Genomic DNA, 21,936 nt, shown 5'->3' with positions numbered 1-21,936 from the left:
ATGACTCAGATGAAAAATGTCTGTGGTGCCCTGCTCCTCTGGGCCCTTTGTTCCCTCCCGGCGCAGGCCGTCTGTCACTGGCCGGAGTGGGATCACTTTCGCCAGCACTACATCAGCGAAGAGGGCAGGGTCATCGACCCTGCCGAGGGGCGCCGCATCACCACCTCGGAAGGCCAGAGCTATGCCCTCTTCTTCGCCCTGGTCAACGATGACAGGGAGACCTTTGCCCGCCTGCTCGACTGGACGGAGCGGCAGCTCGCCCGCGGGGATCTGACCGGCTTCCTGCCATCCTGGCTCTGGGGCAGGCAGCAGGACGGCAGTTGGGGTGTGCTGGATGCGAACAGCGCGTCCGATTCGGATCTCTGGATAGCCTACAGCCTGCTGGAGGCGGGTCGCCTGTGGGACAACCACAGCTACTCTGCCCTCGGCACCCTGTTGCTGCGCCGTATCGCCCGGGAGGAGGTCGCCACGCTGCCGGGTCTCGGCCCCGTGTTGCTGCCCGGGGCGAAAGGCTATGAGGGGGAGGGACGCTGGACCCTGAACCCCAGCTATCTGCCTCCACAACTGCTGGCCAGATTCGCCTCCTTCAAGGGGCCCTGGGGCGAGATGCGGGCCCTCTTGCCCAAGCTGTTGCAGGAGAGTGCGCCCCGTGGCTTTGCCCCGGACTGGGTGGACTGGCAGGCCGACAAGGGATGGCAGGTGACGGCGGACAAGGGCGACACTGGTGGCTATGACGCCATCCGCGTCTATCTCTGGCTCGGCATGCTGAGCGAGGAGGATCCCGCCAGGGCTTCCCTGGTGGCCCACTTTGCCCCCATGCTGGCGCAGCTGACCGAATCGGGTCATCTGCCCGAGCGGGTCTCCAGCCAAAGTGGACAGGTTCAGGGCAAGGGGCCGAGCGGCTTTGCCGCCGCCCTTCTGCCCCTGTCACGGGGCTTGCCGGCGCAGGTCACCTTGCGCAAGCAGGTCTCCGATCACGGGCTGGATGCGAATGCCTACTACGGCAGCGTGCTGACCCTGTTCGGCGCAGGCTGGGATCAGGGGCGTTATCGCTTTGCCGCCGACGGTACCCTGCAGCCGGATTGGAGCGAGTCATGTCAGGCAGAGTGACCCTGGGGTGCCTGCTCGCCTGCCTGATGAGCGGAGCCCTGGCGCAAGGGATGGTACAGCCGGTGGCCTGGCTGCTGGAGCAGGTCAGGATTGGCGAGGCCCGTGGGCGGGAAGATCTCGTCAGCAACAGCCTCTATTCCCTCTCCCTGGTGGAGCCCGATCATCCGGAGCTGCTGGCAGCCCAGGCCCGTCAGGCCCTGCGCCAGGGCAAGGTCAAGGAGGCCGGGGCACTGCTTGCCCGCCTTGGCAAGCAAGACCCCGACTCTGCGCTCTATCGTCAGGGCATGGCCAACCTGGCCCTGAACGAACCGGCCAGGCGCCAGCAACTGCAACAAGCCAGGCTGCTGACCAGCGCCGGCAGGCTGGAGGAGGCCGAGCGTCTCTATCGCTCCCTGTTCTCCGGTGATTTGCCCCCCAATCTCGACGTGGCGGTGGATTATGCCCTGTTGCAGACACGGATCCCGGCCATGAAAGCGAAGGGGCTGGCGGCCCTGGAGGCACTCAACCGGCAATATCCGGGTGAGCCCAGAGTGCGGGGCGGGCTGGCTCGCCTCTATCTGGCGGAGGGTCGGCGCCAGGGGGCACAGAACCTGTTGCGCGAGATGGCGCGAGACCCCTATCAGCGGGACGAGGCCGCCGAGATCTGGCTCGCGGACATCGAATCCCTGCCCATCGGTCCCGGGAGCATCGCTGCCTTGCAGGAGTACATGGTGCTCTTTGGCGAAGGGGATACCACCAAGGCGGAACAGCTGCTCGCGGCCCAGGAGGAGAAGTGGGCCTCGCCCGCCTATCGTGCACGCCAGTCGGCGCTCGCAAGCACGGCGGGAGGTGGTGCCTCCATCTCCCGCTTGCAGCGTGCCCTGGCTGCCAACCCGGGGGATCCCGAACTCATGGGGGCCCTCGGGCAGGCCTACTCCCGCAACGATCAGCGAGCGCTGGCCATCGCCCAGTTTGAACGGGTGCTGGCACACCCCGAGGTGACCGACAAGGACAAATGGCGCAGCCTGCTGGCCACCAACCGCTACTGGCTGCTGGTGAGCCAGGGGCGCAGCGCCCTGGAACGGGAGCAGTGGGATGAGGCGGCGACCCTGTATCGCCGTGCCATCGCCCAGGATGGGCGTGAACCCGAAGCCTGGCTGGGGCTCGGAGACAGCGAGCGTGGCCGTCATCGCGATGCCGACGCGGAGTCCGCCTACCGCAAGGCGCTCGCCATGGGGAGCGCGCGGGAGCGGGCACTGGCCCGCCTGTTCGATCTCTACAAGGAGCAGGATCCGGCACGTGCCCTGGCCCTGCTGGAGCAGCAGGGCACCCCCGGGATGCAAGCCGAAGGGCGGCGGCTCAAGGCCGGGCTGTTGCAGGAGGAGGCCGATCAGCTCGATCGGGCCGGCAAGGTGGCGGCGGCGCTGCGCCTTCGCGAGCAGGCACTCGCGCTGACCCCGGAAGAGGTGTGGCTGGCCTATCGAGTGGCCGATACCCGGGCCCGCCTCGGGGAAGCCGGTAGCGGGGAGCGGCTCTTGCGGGAACGGCTGGCGGCGCGACCCCAGGACGCCACCCTGCGCTACGCCACCGCCCTCTATCTCTCGGGGCAGGACAAGACGGTGGAGGCGAGAGGGGTGCTGGCCGCCATCCCTAGGTCCGGCTGGACACAGGACATGGATGCGCTGGATCGGCGCCTCGCCCGCGGCGAGGTGCTCGCCAGGGCGAGGGCGCGTCACGAGGCCGGGGATGATGAGGGGGCCGAACGCCTGCTTCAGCCGTTGCAGCCGGATGAAGAGGTAAGCCTGATGCTGGCGGAGTGGTCCACGGATCGGGGGGCCTATGCACTGGCGGAGCAGCGCTATCAGGAGGTGCTTGCCCGCACGCCGCAACAGCCCGAGGCCAGGCTTGGCATGGCCGAACTGGCCCAGGCCAGGGGCGATCTGGCAAAGGCCCGTCACTGGCTGCCCGCCTGGCCGGTCAGCCCGCTGCCCCCGGAGGGGGCCAACTACTACCGCCGGGTAGCCAATCTCTATCAGGCGCTGGGAGAGGGCGAGACAGCCCGCGCCATCTTCACCGACTACGAACCCCTGGTGGCGATGCAACCGGCCTCCCAGCAGACGGCGCTGTTCTGGCGCGATGCCGCCCGTCAGCGCGTTGCCGAGCATGATGTGGAAGGGGCTCTGGTGCGGGATCGCAAGGGGCTGGTGGCCGCAGGTCTGGCCCCCCGCGAGGATCTGGAGGGGGGCGAGCTGACCCGGCTGGCCCGCAGTCAGGATGGGGAGGGGTGGCTGGCATCCGGCCTGCGCAGCGATCTCGACAGGCACTACCGGCAGAGCCAGACCACCTTCTCCCTCGACAGCGATTACTGGGGCTCCAGCGGTACCGGGGGCTACTCGGATCTGCGGGCGCTGACCCAGATGGCGCAACTGGATACGCCGCTGGCCGGTGGTACCGCTTTCGGCCGCCTTGAACTGGTCGACATGGATGCCGGAGATCTGCCGGACTCCCCTTACCGGGCGCAGTTCGGTACCTGTGCGGCCAGGGACTGCCGCGGGGACGCGCACCAGCAGAGCCGGGGGACCACCCTGGCGGCAGGCTGGCAGCGGGGGGCCTGGGCGTTCGATCTGGGGACCACGCCCCTCGGTTTCGAGGTGGTGGACTGGGTCGGTGGCGCCACCTTGACCGGTGACTGGCACACGCTGGGGTGGGGGATGACCCTCTCGCGTCGGCCCGTCAGCAGCTCGCTGCTCTCCTATGGGGGAACGGTGGATCCGGGCACGGGCATCAGCTGGGGCGGGGTGCGGGCGAACGGGATCCGCCTCGATCTCAGCCGGGATCTGGGAGGGGCCGTCGGGTTCTGGGGCAGCGCCCAGCAGCACCTGCTGACCGGCAAGAACGTGCCCGACAACTGGCGCACCCGGCTCATGGGAGGGGGCTATTACAAGTTCGTCAACGAGACCCATCGCCGTGCCAGCGTGGGGCTCAGCACCATGCTGTGGCACTACCAGCAGGATCTGGGGGGCTATACCCTGGGGCAGGGGGGTTATTACAGCCCGCAAGGGTACTTCTCGCTCTCGGTGCCGGTCAGCTACCGGCAGCGTACCTCGGACTGGTCATGGGAGCTGGGGGGATCGGGATCCTGGTCCTACGCCCGAACCGACGACAGCCGTCGCTACCCGCTGGAAGGCCTGCTGCCCGCCGGTTTGCCAGACAGAAATGCGCCTGTGAAAGGGGGCAGCAGCAGTGGATTCGGCTACACCCTGAATGGCGTGGTGGAACACAGGCTGACGGAACACTGGCGCATCGGTGGCCGGGTGGACATCCAGCAGGCGGATGACTATGCCCCCAGCCATGTCACCCTGTTCCTGCGCTACACCTTCAAGCCCTGGCAAGGGGATCTCGACATGCCGCCAAGGCCTCTCACCCCCTACGCGGACTTCGACTGACAGAGGCGCCCGTCATCACCGGGCGCCCTTATTTCAGATAGGAACGCAGTACCCTCACCACCTGATCCAGATCGTCCAGCCGCTCGGCATGGGTCGCCTCCTCGGCGCCAAGATGCTCGCGCATGTGCCCCTCCAGCACCTCCAGCATCAGGCCGTTGACGGCGCCGCGGATGGCGGCGATCTGCTGCAGGATGGCGGCGCAGTCTGTTTCCTGTTCCAGGGCGATCTCCAGGGCACCGGTCTGCCCCTTGATGCGCCTGACCCGTGCCAGCAGCTTCTTCTTGTCGTGAACCGTGTGTGACATGCAGGATCCTCTCGATCAATAAAACTATACTGGGGTATAGTATATAGCATCCTCGTTTTCAGGAGAAATCCATGCCATCCCTCGCCTCATCCCACTGCCACCACCCCGTCGTCCACGAAGGGAATCCCCTGGCCGAACAGAAGACCCGCTGGGCCGTGCTGCTCACCGTCGTCATGATGGTGGCGGAGATCGGTGGCGGCTGGTTCTACAACTCCATGGCGCTGCTGGCCGACGGCTGGCACATGAGCTCCCATGCCCTGGCCCTCGGCCTCTCGGTGCTGGCCTATCGCGCTGCCCGCCACTTCGCGCGGGATCACAGGTTCAGCTTCGGTACCTGGAAGATAGAGGTGCTGGGGGGCTTCAGTAGCGCCCTGCTGCTGGTGGGGGTGGCGGGGTTGATGCTGTTCGAGTCGGTGGCCAGGTTGCTGGACCCCAGCCCCATCCATTATCAGCAGGCGATCGGCATTGCCCTGCTGGGCCTGCTGGTGAATCTGGCCTGTGCCTGGCTGCTCAGGGACGATCACGGCCATCACCATGGTCACGACCACCATCACGGTCATCACGACCACTCGCACGATCACCACCACGGCCATCAGGATCTCAACCTGCGCGCCGCCTACCTCCACGTGCTGGCGGACGCGGCCACCTCGGTGCTGGCGATTGTGGCGCTGGTGGGAGGCATGTTGTGGGGGGCGGACTGGCTGGATCCCCTGATGGGCATCGCCGGGGCCGTGCTGGTGGCGGTGTGGGCCAGGGGGCTGCTGCGTGATACCGGGCGTGTCTTGCTGGATGCGGAGATGGATGCGCCGCTGGTGGACGAGATCCGCGAGGTGATCGCCGAGCTGCCTGGCGCCGAGATCCGCGATCTGCACGTCTGGCGGGTGGGGCAGATGCAGTATGCCGCCGCGATGTCGTTGCAGATGGCGACCCCGGTCCCGGCACAGGCGATCCGCGAGCGCCTCGCCATCCACGAGGAGCTGGTGCACCTGACCATCGAAGTGTCTGCCGACTGACGCCCCTGGCGGGGGTCAGCGGGGAGGCTCGCTCCCCTGATCCTGCCAGAGGGAGCCCAGCATCAGCCTCAGCAGCAGTCCCGGCGGGTCGTCGAGCAGGCGGCCCGGCTCCAGCAGCAGGTGGCCGTCGGCATGAAAGCCCAGGCTGGCGTGAACCTTGCCTTCCTCGCCACACACCTGGAGGAGGCCGTTCAGGGAACCCCCCTCGCCGGGTTGACAGCGCAGCCGCAGCTCCCGTGGTTCCCCCAGCAGGGTGAAGGCGCGGGCGAGGGGCGGGCTCTCTTCATAATCCGGCCAGTTGAAGAAGTGATAGCGTTCGGCGAGCACGCCGGCCTGCTGGCAGAACTGATCGAACAACTGGGCAATGCCCTGATACTCCTGGTCCAGCCGCCTGGCCTGCTCCTCAATCCGTTTCATCACCAAGCCCCCTCTATCCATTTGATTGGACATTGATTTCGTCACTCGCTCCCCTCTTCACGCTGGTATGGGCCGAAAGCGGTGCCAGGTCTGTGAGCGCGATCGAGTTTTCGTTATGAAAACGTTATCTTGTTGATGCGGATTGGTTTTTTTTGCCCATCCGCTCACATTTACGGCAATTCCCGCTGATTAATATGACACCGCTCGGCAATGACCGGGTACTCGGATATCGAGACTAACTACAGCGGGAATTATAAAAAAATGGATATGAAAAAGACCAAAGTGGCGCTGGTAACAGCCTCACTGCTCGCGCTTTTGTCAGGCTGTAACGACAACAGTTCTTCTGCTCCTGCCCCTCAGGATGAGCCCGTCGCTCGTCTTCCCAACGTCCAGCCCCCGGCCGAACTGCTGACGGCCGGCCCCGACGAAGCGGTCATCGCCCTGGTGGATACCCAGACCAGCGCGGCGCGCGGTGTCACCGGCCCGTTCGCCAGCCACAGCCTGCACCTGTGGAACAACGACGCCTGCAACTCGACCTCGGAGGGCGGCCTCAACACCGGTTGGGATGACAAGAGCAAGACGCCGTCCGCGGCGGACAGTTTTGGTCCGGCCTGGGTCGTGCCGCTCTCCAAGATGGAAGGCTGCATCAACTTCATCGCCCGCAACGGCGATCTCGCGAACCTGACCGGCAGCGACATGAAGGTGGTCTTCAGTGATCACCCGGATCGCACCGTGGCCATCGTCGCCGGCAAGAACGAGATCTTCGGCAGCCGGGCGGAAGCCTTCACCGCCGCCTTCGGCGTGGCGGGGGCCAGTGCCCATCTCATCGACGACAACACCCTGATTTGGCAAGGGGGCAAGGACAAGCCCTATGTGCGCCTCTACTACACAGAGTCAGGCACCATCACGGCAAACAGCGAGGGTGTATTCGATTTCCCCTACCTCAAGCTGAGCCCGACCAGCCTGACCGAAGAGCAGCAGGCCAAATACCCGCACCTCAAGGATGCCGCCGCCTTCGCCCTGCCTGCGGGGAAAGATCTCAAGCCCCTGCTCAAGGGTGAGCTGGTCGCCATCGGGACCGATGCGGACGGCATCCTGCAGGGGGCGACCCTGGTGCAGAGTGCCGGTGCCCTCGATGCCCTTTACAGCGAGGCGGCCACCAAGCTGGCCTACGGCGCCGTGGTGGAGGGGGGCAATGTCACCTTCCGGCTCTGGGCACCGACCGCCAAGTCGGTCAAGCTGGCGCTGTTCGACGAGCAGCACAAGTCGCTTGGCGAGCGCGCCATGACCCTGGACGAGGCCAGCGGCAGCTGGAGCGTGCAGGGGGGCAGCGATCTTGTCGGCAAATACTACCGCTACGATATCCAGGTCTATCACCCGGTCAGCCGCAAGCTGGAATCCTATCAGGTGACCGACCCCTACTCCCTGAGCCTGGCGATGAACTCCGAGTTCAGCCAGGTGGTGGATCTCGACGATCCGGCCCTCAAGCCGGAAGGCTGGGACAGCCTCAAGGCGCCCCACAGCCAGAAGAACCCCGCCGACATCACCATCTATGAGGCCCACGTCCGGGATCTGACCGGCAACGACGAGTCGACGCCGGTGGATCACCGCGGCAAGTTCCTCGGGCTGACCGACAGCGACAGCGTGCCCGTCACCCACCTGAAATCCCTGGCCAAGAGCGGCGTCAGCCACCTGCATCTGCTGCCGGTGTTCGACATCGCCACCGTCAACGAGGATCCGGCCAAGGTGGCCAACATCGGTGATGACTTCAGCAAGCTGTGCGAGGTCAATCCCGAGGTCAAGAACTCCAGGTTTGCCAGCCACTGTGGTGGCGGCGAGACCATCGAAGCCGTGCTCGGTGATCTGCAAGCCAGCGACAGCAAGGAAAACCCCGTGGTGCAGGAGCTGTACGGCTATCTGCGCGGGGTGGACTCCTTCAACTGGGGCTATGACCCCTACCACTACACCACCCCGGAAGGCTCCTACGCCACCAATGCGGAGGGGACGACCCGGATCAAGGAGTTCCGCGAGATGGTGCAGGCCATCAAGCAGAACATCGGCATGAACGTGGTGATGGACGTGGTCTACAACCACACCAACGAAGCGGGTCTCGGTTCCAAATCCGTGCTCGACAAGATTGTGCCCTGGTACTACCAGCGCCTCAATCCGGAGACCGGTTCGGTGGAAAACTCCACCTGCTGCTCCAACACGGCGCCGGAACACGCCATGTTCGCCAAGCTGATGGATGACTCCCTGGTCACCTGGGCACGGGACTACAAGATCGATGCCTTCCGCTTCGACCTCATGGGCCATCACCCGAAAGATCAGATGGTGCAGGCCCTGGCCGAGGTGAAGAAGGTCAATCCGGACATGTACTTCTACGGCGAGGGGTGGAACTTCGGCGAGGTACAGGATGACAAGCGGTTCGTGCAGGCGACCCAGAAGCATCTGGCCGGTACCGGCATCGGCTCCTTCTCCGACCGGCTGCGTGACGCGGTGCGCGGCGGCAGCCCGTTCGACGGCGGCGAAGCCATTCGCAAGACCCAGGGCTTTGGCAACGGCGCCCTGGTGGATGCCAACGAGCTGGACGGCGTCGATCTCGCCACCGCCCTGCATCAGTCCGATCTGGTGCGCCTCGGCATGGCGGGCAACCTCAAGGAGTTCGTGCTGACCGACAAGGACGGCATTCCGAAGAAAGGCTCCGACATCGACTACAACGGTCAACCGGCGGGCTATGCCCAGGATCCGACCGAAATCCAGAACTATGTCGACAAGCACGACAACCAGACCCTGTTCGACAACCTGGCGTACAAGGCACCCGCCGGGGCCGACCTGGTGCGGATGCAGGGGGTCTCTCTGGCGACTGCCATGCTGGGTCAGGGCATTCCCTTCACCCACGCGGGTGTCGAACTGCTGCGTTCCAAGTCCATGGAGCGGGACAGCTACGACTCCGGTGACTGGTACAACCGGGTTGACTACGGCTTAAGTGACAATAATTTTGACAAAGGGCTGCCGCGCAAGGACAAGGACGAGGCCAACTACGAGCTGATCGAGCAGGTGCTTGGCCAGCACGCCAAGCCGGGTTCGGCCGAGATGCATCAGATGGTGAACTTCTACCAGGAGCTCTCCGAACTGCGTCAATCCTCTCGTCTGCTGCGTCTTGGCAGCGGCGCCGAGGTGATCAAGCGGGTCGACTTCCGCAACACCGGCCCTGAGCAGATCCCGGGTCTCATCGTGATGAGCGTGGATGACGGGGTGGGCGCCGGTGCGGATCTGGATCCGGCCATCGACGGCCTGGTAGTGATGATCAACGCCACCAATCAGCCCCAGAGCATCGGTGATTTCCGTGACGGCAAGGATCAGCCCATCGATCTGACCGGCATGGTCCTGAGCGGTGCCCACCGTGACTCCGACAGCATCGCCAGCGGTGCGGCCAATGACAGCGGTCAGCTGACCCTTGGCGCCTGGTCGGCGGCGGTGTTCGTCAAGCCGCAGAGCGGTGCCCAGGGCGCGGGGCTGCCGGTGAGCAAGAAGACGGATCTGAGCACCTTGCCTCCCTTCGGTGACACCGAGGTGTTCGTGCGCGGTTTCCTGAATCAGTGGGATCCGGTCAACAAGATGAACTTCAGTGGCAACTTCACCTATGAGTTCACCACCGAGGTGACGGCGGATCAGCTGGGGTCGACCCAGGTGAAGATCGCTGGCAACGAGTGGAGCGGCCCCGTCAATTACGGCAAGTGCAGCGATACCGACCAGCTTGCGACCGGCCAGGTCAATACGCTCTGTGCCAATGGCGGGGATCTGCCGTTCAACGTGGAGAAGGCTGGCACCTACAAGTTTGTCTTCACCGCCATGAACAAGGACAAGCCCACCCTGAGTGTCAGCTACACCGAACCGGCGCAGAGCTGCAAGGTGCTGGATACCGTCGCGGGCAATCCGCTCGGCTTCCCGCTCTATGTGCGCGGCAGTCTGAGCGACTGGAACGCCCAGCCGGCCTACCAGCTGAGCTACAAGGGGATGGAAGGCAACCTCGCCATCTATCAGGCCGCCTTCAACTACGCGGGCAGCTTTGACTTCAAGTTTGCCAACGACGATGGCAACTGGAGCAAGCAGTTCTTCGTGAAGGATGCCGGTGGCACCCTGATCGCACTGGAGCCCGAGCAGGTTTACCCGCTCCAGCACGGCGACGGTGGCATGGGCAACAACAGCATCACGCTGGAACAGGGTCTGTGGAGCTTCCTGGTGAAGGTTGACCCGACCCAGACTTCCGGCGAGGTGGGCAGCGTCATCATCCAGGAGTGCAGCGCCAAGTAAGTCTTTCCCATCGAGCCCGGGGCTGGCTCGGCAGCCCCGGGTTGAATTCCGCCTCGCCAAGGGCGGGATAACACCGAGAGAGTAAGCAAAGCGCGACTGCCGACCGGCAGCCGCGCTTTTTCTTTGCTCGTGGGCGAGGCAATAAAAAAAACCGCCCCGTTGGGGCGGCTGTTGGTTGTACCGTTAACGGCCGGCCTAGCGTTTTCGCAGCAGGCGCAGGGCGTTGGCGGTGACCAGGGCGGTGGCGCCGGTGTCGGCCAGCACCGCAATCCACAAGCCGGTGATGCCGAGCAGGCTGGTGACCAGGAAGATGGCCTTGAGCCCCAGCGCCAGCGCGATGTTCTGGTGGATGTTGGCCAGTGCCGCGCGGGAGAGCCGGATCATGGCGGCGACCCCGCCGAGCTGGTTGTGGGTCAGCGCCGCATCGGCGGTCTCCAGCGCCACGTCGGTGCCTCCTCCCATGGCGATGCCGATGCTGGCCCGCTTCATGGCCGGTGCATCGTTGATGCCGTCGCCGATCATCGCGACCTTCTGGCTGAGGCCGAGCTTGGCGATTTCATCGACCTTGCCCTCCGGCAGCAGGCCGGCGCGCCAGCCCATGCCGAGCTCGCCGGCGATCGCCTCGGCGGCGCGGGGGTTGTCGCCGGTCAGCATGATGCTCTTGAGACCGAGCTGGTTGAGCTCTTGCAGCGCCGCCGCCGCTTCTGGCCGGATCTGGTCGCGCAGGGCCAGCAGGGCGGCCGGAGCGGTGTCGGGCTGACCGAGCACCACGACTGTCTTGCCTTGCAGCTCCAGGGCGGCGACCCGGCCCCGTGTTGCGTCATCGAGGGAGGCGACCCGGCTCGGTGCCAGCAACTGCCAGAGGGCGCCGTCGATGCGGCCTTCCACGCCCATGCCGGGCAGGGCGCGCAGCTCCTGGGCGGCGGCGAGGCTGAGGCCCCGTTCGTTGGCCGCCGTCACCACGGCGCGGGCCAGCGGGTGGTGGGAGCCCTGCTCGATGGCTGCCGCCAGCGCCAGCAGGTCGGCCTCAGGCTGGCCATTGAGGCTCACCAGTTCAGTCAGCTGCGGCTTGCCCAGGGTCAGGGTGCCGGTCTTGTCGAAGGCCAGGGTATCGATGTGGGCGAGGCGCTCCAGCGCGGCGCCCCCCTTGATGAGGCCACCCTGCCGGGTGGCTGCCGCCAGTGCCGAGGTGACCGCCGCCGGGGTGGAGATGACCAGGGCACAGGGGCAGCCGATGAGCAGCAGCGCCAGCCCGCGATAGACCCACTCGTCCCAGCTCTGGCCGAAGGCGAGCGGCGGTACCAGCACCACCAGCAGGGCAACCAGCATCATGGCCGGGGTATACCAGCGACTGAAGCGGTCGATGAAACGCTCGATGGGGGCGCGCTGGGTCTCGGCCTCCTCGATGAGATGCAGGATGCGGTCGATGGCGTTGTTGCCGGGTTCGGACACCACCTCGAGGCGCAGCACCCGATCCGCCGCCAGACTGCCGGCGGGGACCTTGTCACCCCGGCGGCGCTCCACCGGGATGGATTCGCCGGTCAGGGCGCTCTCGTCAAAGGCGCCGAGGGGGTCGAGCAGGCGGGCATCGGCGGCCAGGCGGGCACCCGGGGCGATTTCGATGATGTCACCGGGGCGCAGCTGGTCGGCAGCGACTTCTTCCCGCACCTCGCCCTCGGCAGTGGTGCGGATGCGCAGCGCCTTGTCGGGCACCAGCGCCATCAGGGCGGTGACCCCGGCGCGGGCGCGGCCGGCGGCGTAGGCCTCCAGATGTTCACCCAGCATGAACAGCAGCAGCACCATGGCCGCTTCGGCGGTTTCGCCGAGGAACAGGGCCCCCACGGCGGCGACCGTCATCAGGGTCTCGATGGCGAAGGGAGAGCCGCTTCTGGTCAGTGCCCACGCCTTGCGGGCGACGGGCCACAGTCCCCAGAGGGTGGCCAGGGTAAAGAGCGGCTGACCTAGCTGGGCCGGCAACAGGGCCGCCACCCCCATCAATCCGGCGAGCGACAGGGGCTGCCAGTATTTGCCGAGCAGGTTGCTGACTCTCTGCATCAGCGGGCTGCGGCCCGGTTCGCTGCGAGCCGTGTTCTGAGCTCCCCCTTTGAGCTGGAAGCCGGCGGCCAGCACGGCGGCGGTAACGGGGTCGGGGGAGAGGCCGGGGGCCAGATCCACCACCAGCTTCTCGGTGGCAAACAGCACGCGGGCCTGCTGTACGCCCTCCACCCGGCTGACGGCGGTCTCTATCTTGCGGGCACAGCTGGGACAATCCATGCCCAGCACCTGCCAGCTATGGCGGCGGCTGTTCTGCTCGGTGCTAGCCAGCGGCGGCTCGGTCGCGGCGCCCGTGTGGGCGTGCTCGTGCCCCTGATCATGATGATCGTGGTCGTGGTCGTGTTCGTGTTCGTGTTCGTGGCCGTGGGCTGTGTCGGTGGCGCAAGCGCCTCTGGGGGGCTCTTCATCACCCGGGCTGTCTGCGCCACTTTGCCCCTGATGATCGTGGCGGGTCGGGTTGGCGACACCACTGGCCTGTGCCCCGTTGTCGCAGCAGTGGCTGGTGTGGCTGTGCCCGGCCTGTGGGGTGACGGCCTTGCTGACGGCCTTGATGGGGGCGGCGGCGTGTTGATGGCTGCAGCAGGATTTGCTCATGATGCGTTCCTCTTGAGGGATCCCGCCCCTGCGGGATCCTGGATGACTGAGCCGAGTGTAAACCTTGGTGTAAAGTCCAAGGTCAAGCCCTCTTCTCCTCTTTGTCCGGGTCCATGTCAGTGGCCGCTGATCTGCCCCTGGAGCAGGGGGGACGCAAAGGGATGCCAAATCCCTTTCATTAGCGGGTGTTTGTCATCCCGTGGCGGGCCTATACTGGGGACCCTGGATCCCACATCAATCATCAAGGACCTAACATGAGCAATACCGTCACCCTGCAAGGCAACCCCGTCTCCGTCTCCGGCCACTTCCCCGTTGCCGGTGAGCAGGCCAAGCCCTTCTCCCTGGTTGCTGGCGATCTGTCCGATGCGACCCTGGCGACCTTCGCCGGCAAGCGCAAGATCCTGAACATCTTCCCGAGCGTCGACACCCCGACCTGCGCCACTTCCGTGCGCAAGTTCAACGAGCAGGCAAGTGCCCTGAACAACACCGTCGTGCTGTGCATCTCTGCCGACCTGCCGTTCGCCCAGGCCCGTTTCTGCGGCGCCGAGGGTCTGGACAAGGTGGTGAACCTCTCCACCCTGCGTGGCGTCTCCTTCCTGCAGGACTACGGCGTGGCCTTCTCCTCCGGCCCGCTGGTGGGTCTGGCTGCCCGTGCCATCGTGGTACTGGATGAGCACGACAAGGTGCTGCACAGCGAGCTGGTGGCCGAAGTCGCCGACGAGCCGAACTACGCCGCCGCCCTGGCCGTTCTGTAAGTCGCGCCACAGGCTGATTGCCTGACGGCCTGCCCCGTTCACACGGGGCAGGCCGTTTTTATTGCTCTCCCGAACCTTTTACTTATGGGGTGGGTCTGGCTAGACTTCGCCTCCACATCCTCGTTCAGCCTGTATCTGCGATCCCCATGACGTTTGACGAACTCGCCCTTGACCCCGCCCTGTTGCCCCTGCTGCCCGCAGCGCTGGAAAAACCGACCCCCATTCAGCAGCTAGCCATTCCTGCAGCCTTGTCAGGACGGGATCTGCTTGCCCTGGCCAGGACCGGCAGTGGCAAGACCCTGGCATTCGGCCTGCCGCTGCTGCAGAGGCTGGACGCAGCCAGCGACCGGGTACAGGGATTGGTACTGGTCCCCACCCGGGAGCTGGCAAGCCAGGTGAGCGCCGCCCTGCAGGAGATTGCCGACGGGTTGGGGGTGCGCCTCCTGACCCTGTGTGGCGGTGTGGCCCAGGAGTGGCAGGAGCGGGAACTGGCTCTCGGCCCCCAACTGCTGGTGGCGACCCCCGGACGGTTGCGGGACTTGCTGGCCCAGCAGACGCTGGGGCTGGGTGCCCTGCGCATGCTGGTGCTGGATGAGGCGGATCGCCTGCTGGAGATGGGGTTCTGGCCCGATATCCAGTGGCTGATGAAGGCGATGCCGGAGGCGCGGCAGCAGATGCTCTTCTCCGCCACCTTGCCGGTCGAGCTGGAGAGCCTGGCCTCGGGCCTGCTGCAGGATCCGGTGCGCATCGAGGCCGAGCCGCTCAACAGCCTGGTGAGCGACATCGAGGAGCGGCTCTATCTGGTCAACAGGAGCAGCAAGGTGCCTGCGCTGATCGCCCTGCTGGAGGCCGGAGAGTGGCCCCAGGTGCTGGTCTTCATCAGTGCCAGGGACGACGCGGACGGGGTGGCCAAGAAACTGGCCAGGGCTGGCATGACGGTGGCGGCCCTGCATGGAAACAAGGATCAGGCCACGCGGGAGCAGGCGCTGGCGGATTTCAAGGAGGGCAGGGTGCGGGTGCTGGTGGCCACGGACCTGATGGCGCGCGGCATCCACGTGGAGGCATTGCCCGTGGTGATCAATCTGGATCTGCCGGACCATGCGCCCGTCTACGTGCATCGTATCGGTCGTACCGCCCGTGCCGGACAGAGCGGTCTGGCCATCTCCCTTACCTGCCACGGGGATGGGGAGGCGCTCGAGGGGATCCGGGCCCTGACCGGTCGGCCCCTGCCCCTGGCGGCGCTGGCAGGTTTCCCGGTGACCGACAAACCCGCCAGCGGGGAGAGCAAACGGGCGCCAAGAGACAAGCAGGCGAACCGTCGCACCCAGGGCAAGCGCAGCATCAAGCAGTTCAAGGGCAAATCCTGAGACGGACTTCTTGCCCCCGGCGGGAGCCTGTCGTCGTGAAGGAGAGGAGAGATCGGCAGCGCGCCCGGAGGCGCGCCAAACTACACGGCAAGGGGGTCAGTCGTGGAACTGGTTGATCAGGCGGGAGAGGTTTTGCAGCCGCTCCACCAGCAGGGTGATGCCATCGAGGGCCTGACGGCTGTTGTCCGCGGTGTGGCTCGCCAGTTGGTGGATCTGGTGGATCCCCTGATCCAGGGTGCTGGTGACATCCGCCTGCTGGCTCACCGCCTGGGCTATCTCGTCGCTGGTGTGGGTCACCCGGGCCAGCATCCGGTTGATCTGGTCGAGCACCTCGGCGGTGGCCCCCATGTGCTGCTGGCAGAGCACTGATGTCTGGGCCCCCTGCTCCATGCCATCGGACAGTTGCCGGGTGCTCTGTTGCAGCGCCCCTATCATGTCGCTTATCTCGCCGGTGGAGCTGCGGGTCTTCTGGGCCAGGGCCCGTATCTCGTCGGCCACCACCGCAAAGCCGCGCCCCTGTTCACCGGCCCGTGCCGCCTCGATGGCCGCATTGAGGGAGAGCAGGTTGGTCTGATCCGCAATCTGCCCGATCACCTCCAGAATGCCGTTGATCTTCTGGCTGTCCTGGGTCAGGCGCGCCAGCACGCCCTGGCTGGCGTCCAGCTCCTGATGAAGCCTGTCGACCGAATCCCGGGTGGTGGCCAGCGCCTGCTGGCCACTGGCGGACACCTGCTGGACCTCGCCCACCAGCGCATTGGCCTGGTGGGCATTGTCAGCCACATCGCGGATGGACTGGCTCATCTGGGTGATGGCCGCCGCCAGTTGCTCGCTCTGGGCCCGCTGCTGTTGCAGGTGAGTGTCTATGGTCTGGATATGCCCCCTGTCATCCTCCGCCGCCTGCAGGATCTGCTGGTTGGTGTCCGCGCTGCGACCCACCACGGCGCGCAGCTCCGCCTTCTTCATGCGCAGCAGCAGTTCAAGGGCGGCCAGGCTGTCCTGACGCCTGGCATAGAGTACCTGGCAAAGGGCGCTGCCCTGCTCCTCGCCCGCCATGGTCAGCAGCCTGGCCAGCCGCCGTTGCAGATGCCTGCCATGTCCCATCTGGGCCAGCAAGCAGAGCAGGGTGATGACGCCCCACCCCGGCTGGCCGGTGACCAGACTGGCCCCCATGCCGAGCAGGGCGGTGCCAGAGAGCAGTAGACACAGCTGCCCCGGCTCCAGAGTCAGCCGGGTCAGCCAGGGCAGTGCCTTGCCGTCACGGATCCGGGCATAGAGCTGCTCTGCCCAGGCGATGTCGTGATCCTGGGGACGGGTGCGGACAGACTGGTATTCGATGATCTGCTGCTGATCGTTGAGAATCGGCGTGACGTAGGCGTTGACCCAGTAGAACTGACCACTCTTGGCGCGGTTCTTTACCAGCCCCATCCAGCTCTTTCCTTGTTGCAGGCGGCGCCACATGTCGGCGAACGCGGCCTTGGGCATGTCGGGGTGGCGGACCAGATTGTGGGGCTCCCCTTCCATTTCGGTCGCGCTGTAGCCCGCCACATCGCAAAAGTGCTGGTTGGCATAAGTGATGTGACTGGCGGGATCCGTGGTCGAGATCAGTGATATGTGATCGGGGAAACGGATCTCCCCTTCGTGCCGGGTTGTGGTCATGTGCGCATCCTGAATGAGCCAAGTAACTGATAAAATTATTTTTTATTTTTGTGATTGTTACGGCGTCATTGTAGATGTGGACTGTTACACCACCTTGGCTTGGGTCAATAAATCAACACGGGAAAGGCTGAAAAAAGTCGTAGATGGCGGCTCAGCCGCGGGGAGTGAAGTCGTGGATCTCCCCCGTCCTCGGCTTGAAGCGGGGGTCATTGTCTTCTGTGCTGGCGACCCAGGCCATGGTCTGGCAGAAACTCTCCTGCTTGGCGAAGGCATCCCGGGCCTGATCGATGGCTCGTTCGGCATTGCGCCGCTCCATCTTGCTGGCCTTGCGGTCGCTGAACTGCTTCTGCTGGCTCAACATCCATTCGAGGAAGGCCTGGCGGCATTCGGTTTCATCGGCGGCCTTGGCGGGAAGGGCAACAAACAGGGCAATCAGGAGCAGAGCACGCATGGCAGGATCGGATCACGGGGTTGATGAATGAAAAGAGGCGGCATTTTATGCCGGGAACTTGAACAGGAACAGTGCCAGGAGGGGTCAGATGTCCCGACCCCTCCCCGGACTCAGTGTTTGACGAGGTAGAGCTGACGGCTGTAGGCCACGTCTTCCGGGTTGTTGATGGGATACCCCTTGAGCCAGGGCTTGATGAGCCGGGCATTGGTGTACTGGTAGATGGGGGCGATGGGGGCCTCCTTCTGCAAGATGGCCTCGGCCTCATCGAACAGGCGGGCCCGTTCTGCGGGATCCTGACTGTTGGCCGCCTGCGCCAGCAGCTTGTCGTAAGCCGGGTTGGCGAACCGGGCCATGTTGCCGCTGTGGCCCGATCCCCAGAGCCCGAGGAAGGCGGAGGGGTCGTTGTAATCGGCGACCCAGGAGGAGCGGATCACCTCGAACTGGCCGCTTTGACGGCTGTCGAGATAGGTTTTCCACTCCTGGTTGGTGAGCTCGACCCGGGCCCCCAGCTTCTGTTTCCACAGGTTGGCGATGGCCAGCGCCATCTTCTTGTGAATTTCCGCCGTGTTGTAGAGCAAGGTCAGCTTGAGGGGATTGCTTGGGCCGTAGCCCGCTTCTTTCAGCAGGGCTCTGGCACGCTCGTCCAGCGCCTGCTGACTGCTGGTGGAGAGCAGATTGGGCTTGGGGTCGAAGTCGGCGGTCACGTCCGGGGTGAAGTGGTAGGCCGGTTTCTCCCCGGTGCCCAGCACCTTGTCGGCAATCAGGCCCCTGTCGATGGTGTAGGAGAGCGCCTGGCGCACCCGCACATCATTGAGGGGCGGGCGCTGGGTGTTGAAGGCGTAGTAGTAGGTGCCGAGCTGTTCCGGGGTATAGACCTCCCCCGGGATCTGGGCCATCAGGCTCTGGTACTGCTCCTTGGGGAAGGATTCGGTGATGTGCAGATCCCCGGCCAGATAGCGGTGGGTGGCCGCGCTCTCCTGGTTGATGGGCACGAAGGTGACGCGGGTCAGCACCGTGTGGGCGCGATCCCAGTAGTAGGGATTGGGCGTCAGCTCCAGTTTCTCGTTCACCACCCGGTGACTCAGCACGAAGGCGCCGTTGCCCACCAGCTTGCCGGGCTGGGTCCACTGGTTGCCATATTGTTCCATGCTGGCCTGGTGCAGGGGCGACAGGCTGGGGTGGGTCAGCAGGCTCAGGAAATAGGGCACCGGCTGGGAGAGGGTCACCTTCAGGGTATGGTCATCGACGGCCTCCACCCCGAGCGCATCGGGGGCCAGCTTGCCTGCCACTATGTCGTCCACCTTGTCGAAGCGGGCGAGCTGGGCGAACCAGGCGAAAGTGGCGGCTTCCCTGGGGTCAACCAGCTTGCGCCAGCCATAGACGAAGTCGGCGGCGCGCACGGGGTCGCCGTTGGACCAGCGGGCATCCGGCCTCAGGTGGAAGGTGAATGTCTGGTTCCCCTCGTTGTCCCAGCGGGATGCCACCCCGGGCAGTACCTTGCCGTCCGGCCCCTGGGTCAGCAGCCCCTCGTAAAGGTCTCTGAGGACCTGCAGCTCCGGCAGTCCCACCAGCTTGAGAGGGCTCAGGCTCGCCGGTTCATCCTTGAGATGACGGACGACGGCCTGTTCGGCGGCGAGTGGGGTGCCGGGCGGCACATCGGCAGCCTGGACGCAGGCACAGCCCAGCAGGGCCAGCAGGGGGCTCCATCCTTTCATGGTGAATCCTTCAAAATGTGTGAAGCGGGGAGAAAACTCGGCGAGAATGCATCGCCGGCAGATGGGAAATCATGATATCCCCTTTGCTGGTCAGACCGCCAGCATGAGTCCCATTGATATCCGATGCGGCTGTCAACGAAGGGGCGCCGTGAGCGCTAGGAAAAGGAGAGAATGATGAGAGCATGGATCTTGTTGGTCTGCGTGCTGAGCCAGGGCGCTTGGGCGTTGGCCCCGTGCGAGAAGAGCAGCCCGGTGGGAAGCTGGTGCGAGGTGAACATAGAGGCGCTGCACCCCACCCAGGGCGGCGTGGGGCAGTTGCAGGTGGATACAACTGCCCGGGAGCTGGCGGACAAGAGCGAGAAGCAGCTCGACAAACTGATGAAAAAGAAAGAGATCCCCATCGTCATCGCGCCGGATGGGGGTTACTGGCTGGTGGACAGGCACCACCTGACCAAGGCGCTGTGGCAGCAGGGGGTGAAGCAGGTCAGGGTCAAGGTGATTGCACGGTTGCAGGACAGGGCCAATTTCTGGAGCCAGATGCAGAACAACCACTGGGCCTGGCTCAAGGATGAACGGGGTCAACCCCTGACTCCCGAGCAGTTGCCCGGTCATATCGGTGAATTGCCGGATTATCCCTACCGCACCCTGGCGGGGCTGTTGCAGGATGCGGGCTACTTCAGCAAGAAGGATCAGGTCTACTTCGTCGAGTTTGCCTGGGCCAGCTGGCTCGGCCAGCAGATGGCCTGGCAGCCGATCGATGAGGTCAACCTCGCGGATCGCCTCGCCGAAGCCAAACGGCTGGCGTGCAGCAGCAAGGCGGCGGATCTGCCTGGTTACCCCGGCAAGCAGTGTCGCGTCAATCAGCCCAGAACGGCGGGTTGAGGGATCCTGCACAAAGGGTCTGGTTGATATTTGTTCTCGATTGGCCATGATACAGACTCCACTCGTGTCGGCAAAGGAGAGGAACATGGAACATCAGAACTGGCAACGTTACATGCTGGAGGCGGAGAATGCCCTTGGCATGGGGGCTCTGGGCACGGCGATCTGCCTCTATCAGCAGGCCCTGGGGGAAGTGTATGAGCTGGCCTCCGGGGATCTGGACGAACTGGCCAGCATGCGGGTCGCCACCTGTCACCGCATGGCCGACTTCTGGCGTGCCATGGAAGAGCCCGCCTATGAACTGCGCTACCTCAAGCTCGCCTCCGAGCTGGTCACCGCCCTGGTGCCCCAGTGCCCCAACCGGGAGTGCGAATCTCTCATCAGCGAGCTGGGCTGCTGCCGCGCCGCCCTGCTCTCCTTCTTGAAGCGCCACCCCAATCCGGAGATCGCCCGGCTTATCCAGGTGCAGGACAGGGTGCAGGGCTGTGAGCTGATAGGCCGGTTCCGTCTCAACTGAGTTCAGCGCCGTTTTTGCAGCTTGCTGGCGATGCGGTTTTGCGCCTCTTCCCCTTGCAGGGCCTGGGCGAAGGCGCGCGCTTCCAGGTCGATGACGAAATGCACCGCCTGTTTGAGCTCCTGCTTGAGCAGCGCCTTGCTCTTCTGGAGCGCCATCGGCGGCTTGGCCGCCAGTTTCAGCCCTTGCTCCCGAGCGAAGGGGAGCAGGTCCGCCGGGGCCAGCACCCGGTTGGCGAGCCCGAGACGCAGCGCCTCTTCTCCATCTATGGCCTCTGCCAGCAGCAACAGCTCCGCCGCCTTGAGGTGACCTACGGCGCGTGGCAGCAGCAGGCTGGCGGCAAACTCCGGCACCAGTCCCAGCTCGACGAAAGGCAGCTGCAGCCGGGCGTTGTCAGCCAGATAGACCAGGTCGCAGTGCAGCAGCAGGGTAGTGCCGATGCCGACTGCCGGGCCGCCCACGGCGGCGATCACCGGTTTGGGGAAGTCGGCCAGGGTGTGCAGAAATTGCAGGATGGGATCGTCCGGCTCAAGGGCGTGCTTGCCAACAAAGTCGTCCAGATCGTTGCCGGCGGTGAAGCACTCCGCCTGGCCCTGCAACAGCAGCACATGGACCTCTTCGTCCCAGGCGGCCTGGCGCAGTGCGTCGGTCAGCGCCAGATACGTCTCCGTGTTGAGGGCATTGCGCTTTTCCGGTCGATTGAAGGTCAGGGTGAGCAAGCCGTCCTGCTGTTCGGCCAGAATTGTGAGGGCCATGTCTGAATCCTTGTTGTCGGGGGCTGTCAAAAGCTTGCCACAGGGGTAAGCTTTGTCTCGTTTAACAACATCATAAAAGGATTTCAACCATGTTTAAACGTGCGTTTTATTCCACCATGGCACTGCTTCTGGCCGCCCCGGCCCTGGCCAAGGTCGACGCGGTCGATGGTTATGTGCGCCTGCTGCCCCCTGGCTCGCCGAACACGGCGGCGTTCATGGTGCTCAGGAACGATGGGGACAAACCGGTGAAACTGGTGGCGGGAGCGTCCCCTGAGGCGGGCCGTGTCGAGCTGCACACCCATTTGCACGAGAACGGCGTCATGAAGATGCGCCAGGTGGAGAGCATCGAGATCCCGGCCAAGGGGGAGGCCGTGCTCAAGCCCGGCAGCCTGCACATCATGTTGTTCGACATCCATACCCTGGCCCAGGGCACGCCCTTCCCGCTGACCCTGACCCTGGACGATGGTCAGACGCTGTCACTGAGCCTGCCCGTGAAGCCGGTCGAACCCATGAAAGGGATGAAGCACTGACATTTATGGACGCTTGTTCAGCTTTTTACTCTAGGTATTCCTTGCCCAGCGGGTAAAATGATGGCCTTTCCAGTCCAAAATG

At 64.9% G+C, this 21,936-nt stretch carries 16 protein-coding genes; 9 read left to right on the top strand and 7 right to left on the bottom strand.

The genetic code is table 11. The features are described 5' to 3' along the window. Together bcsZ and bcsC are read left to right on the top strand one after the other, a co-directional pair. Complete coding sequence (bcsZ, locus tag HKD46_RS13115) at positions 1-1,110, top strand: cellulose synthase complex periplasmic endoglucanase BcsZ (RefSeq protein ID WP_235673828.1); 1,110 nt, start codon at positions 1-3, stop codon at positions 1,108-1,110. Continuing rightward, the gene (gene bcsC, locus HKD46_RS13110) at positions 1,095-4,535 is read left to right on the top strand and encodes a cellulose synthase complex outer membrane protein BcsC (protein WP_161469986.1); all 3,441 of its coding nucleotides are present in this window, start codon (positions 1,095-1,097) and stop codon (positions 4,533-4,535) included. Before bcsZ ends, bcsC begins: the two co-directional genes overlap by 16 nt. Before the next feature lie 28 nt (positions 4,536-4,563). Here the strand turns inward: bcsC and HKD46_RS13105 are convergent, their stop codons facing one another. Then, positions 4,564-4,839 (bottom strand): metal/formaldehyde-sensitive transcriptional repressor, encoded by a 276-nt coding sequence (locus HKD46_RS13105; RefSeq protein ID WP_041210999.1) that lies wholly within the window; start codon positions 4,837-4,839, stop codon positions 4,564-4,566. Positions 4,840-4,910: 71 nt separating this feature from the next. Between HKD46_RS13105 and dmeF the strand changes: the two genes are divergently transcribed. After that, positions 4,911-5,852 (top strand): CDF family Co(II)/Ni(II) efflux transporter DmeF, encoded by a 942-nt coding sequence (dmeF, locus tag HKD46_RS13100; RefSeq protein ID WP_043155840.1) that lies wholly within the window; start codon positions 4,911-4,913, stop codon positions 5,850-5,852. 15 nt (positions 5,853-5,867) lie between these two features. Here dmeF and HKD46_RS13095 read toward each other — a convergent pair whose 3' ends face one another. After that, a complete protein-coding gene (locus HKD46_RS13095; RefSeq protein WP_041211001.1) occupies positions 5,868-6,269 on the bottom strand; it encodes a hypothetical protein in 402 nt (133 codons plus the stop codon). 261 nt (positions 6,270-6,530) lie between these two features. Between HKD46_RS13095 and pulA the strand changes: the two genes are divergently transcribed. Continuing rightward, positions 6,531-10,583, top strand: a complete 4,053-nt coding sequence (gene pulA, locus HKD46_RS13090) for a pullulanase-type alpha-1,6-glucosidase (RefSeq protein WP_139699975.1) — start codon at positions 6,531-6,533, stop codon at positions 10,581-10,583. Positions 10,584-10,778: 195 nt separating this feature from the next. Here the strand turns inward: pulA and HKD46_RS13085 are convergent, their stop codons facing one another. After that, entirely contained in the window at positions 10,779-13,232 is a 2,454-nt protein-coding gene (locus tag HKD46_RS13085; protein WP_171865508.1) for a zinc/cadmium/mercury/lead-transporting ATPase, read from the bottom strand. Between the two features lie 254 nt (positions 13,233-13,486). Here HKD46_RS13085 and tpx point away from each other — a divergent pair, with 254 nt between their 5' ends. Further along, positions 13,487-13,987, top strand: coding sequence for a thiol peroxidase (gene tpx / locus HKD46_RS13080; protein WP_010672853.1), 501 nt, complete (start codon positions 13,487-13,489; stop codon positions 13,985-13,987). 146 nt (positions 13,988-14,133) lie between these two features. Continuing rightward, positions 14,134-15,354, top strand: coding sequence for a DEAD/DEAH box helicase (locus HKD46_RS13075; RefSeq protein ID WP_171865507.1), 1,221 nt, complete (start codon positions 14,134-14,136; stop codon positions 15,352-15,354). Positions 15,355-15,450: 96 nt separating this feature from the next. Here HKD46_RS13075 and HKD46_RS13070 read toward each other — a convergent pair whose 3' ends face one another. The 3 genes from HKD46_RS13070 to HKD46_RS13060 form a co-directional block, all read right to left on the bottom strand. Then, positions 15,451-17,010 carry a PAS domain-containing methyl-accepting chemotaxis protein gene (locus tag HKD46_RS13070; RefSeq protein ID WP_109112503.1) on the bottom strand — a complete coding sequence of 520 codons (1,560 nt, stop codon included), beginning with the start codon at positions 17,008-17,010 and terminating at the stop codon, positions 15,451-15,453. Between the two features lie 151 nt (positions 17,011-17,161). Continuing rightward, entirely contained in the window at positions 17,162-17,461 is a 300-nt protein-coding gene (locus HKD46_RS13065) for a hypothetical protein (protein WP_171865506.1), read from the bottom strand. 110 nt (positions 17,462-17,571) lie between these two features. After that, the gene (locus tag HKD46_RS13060; protein WP_045523355.1) at positions 17,572-19,176 is read right to left on the bottom strand and encodes an ABC transporter substrate-binding protein; all 1,605 of its coding nucleotides are present in this window, start codon (positions 19,174-19,176) and stop codon (positions 17,572-17,574) included. A 174-nt stretch (positions 19,177-19,350) separates the two neighbouring features. On the opposite strand from HKD46_RS13060, the gene HKD46_RS13055 reads away from it, so the two are divergent. Then, positions 19,351-20,058 carry a ParB-like protein gene (locus tag HKD46_RS13055; RefSeq protein ID WP_052814963.1) on the top strand — a complete coding sequence of 236 codons (708 nt, stop codon included), beginning with the start codon at positions 19,351-19,353 and terminating at the stop codon, positions 20,056-20,058. Positions 20,059-20,143: 85 nt separating this feature from the next. Beyond that, entirely contained in the window at positions 20,144-20,572 is a 429-nt protein-coding gene (locus HKD46_RS13050) for a DUF2753 family protein (RefSeq protein WP_010672859.1), read from the top strand. A 2-nt stretch (positions 20,573-20,574) separates the two neighbouring features. On the opposite strand, the gene HKD46_RS13045 is transcribed toward HKD46_RS13050, so the two are convergent. Beyond that, on the bottom strand, positions 20,575-21,324 hold the full coding sequence (locus tag HKD46_RS13045; RefSeq protein WP_162540582.1) for an enoyl-CoA hydratase-related protein: 750 nt from the start codon (positions 21,322-21,324) through the stop codon (positions 20,575-20,577). A gap of 89 nt (positions 21,325-21,413) precedes the next feature. On the opposite strand from HKD46_RS13045, the gene HKD46_RS13040 reads away from it, so the two are divergent. Then, positions 21,414-21,854, top strand: a complete 441-nt coding sequence (locus HKD46_RS13040) for a copper chaperone PCu(A)C (protein ID WP_039039478.1) — start codon at positions 21,414-21,416, stop codon at positions 21,852-21,854. The last annotated feature ends 82 nt before the right edge of the window (positions 21,855-21,936 follow it).

The organism is Aeromonas sp. TW 6 (assembly GCF_013168745.1).
Lineage (GTDB): Bacteria > Pseudomonadota > Gammaproteobacteria > Enterobacterales > Aeromonadaceae > Aeromonas > Aeromonas caviae.
The sequence above is the reverse complement of the archived record's forward strand: the minus strand, read 5'-3'. Positions and strand labels throughout refer to the sequence as shown.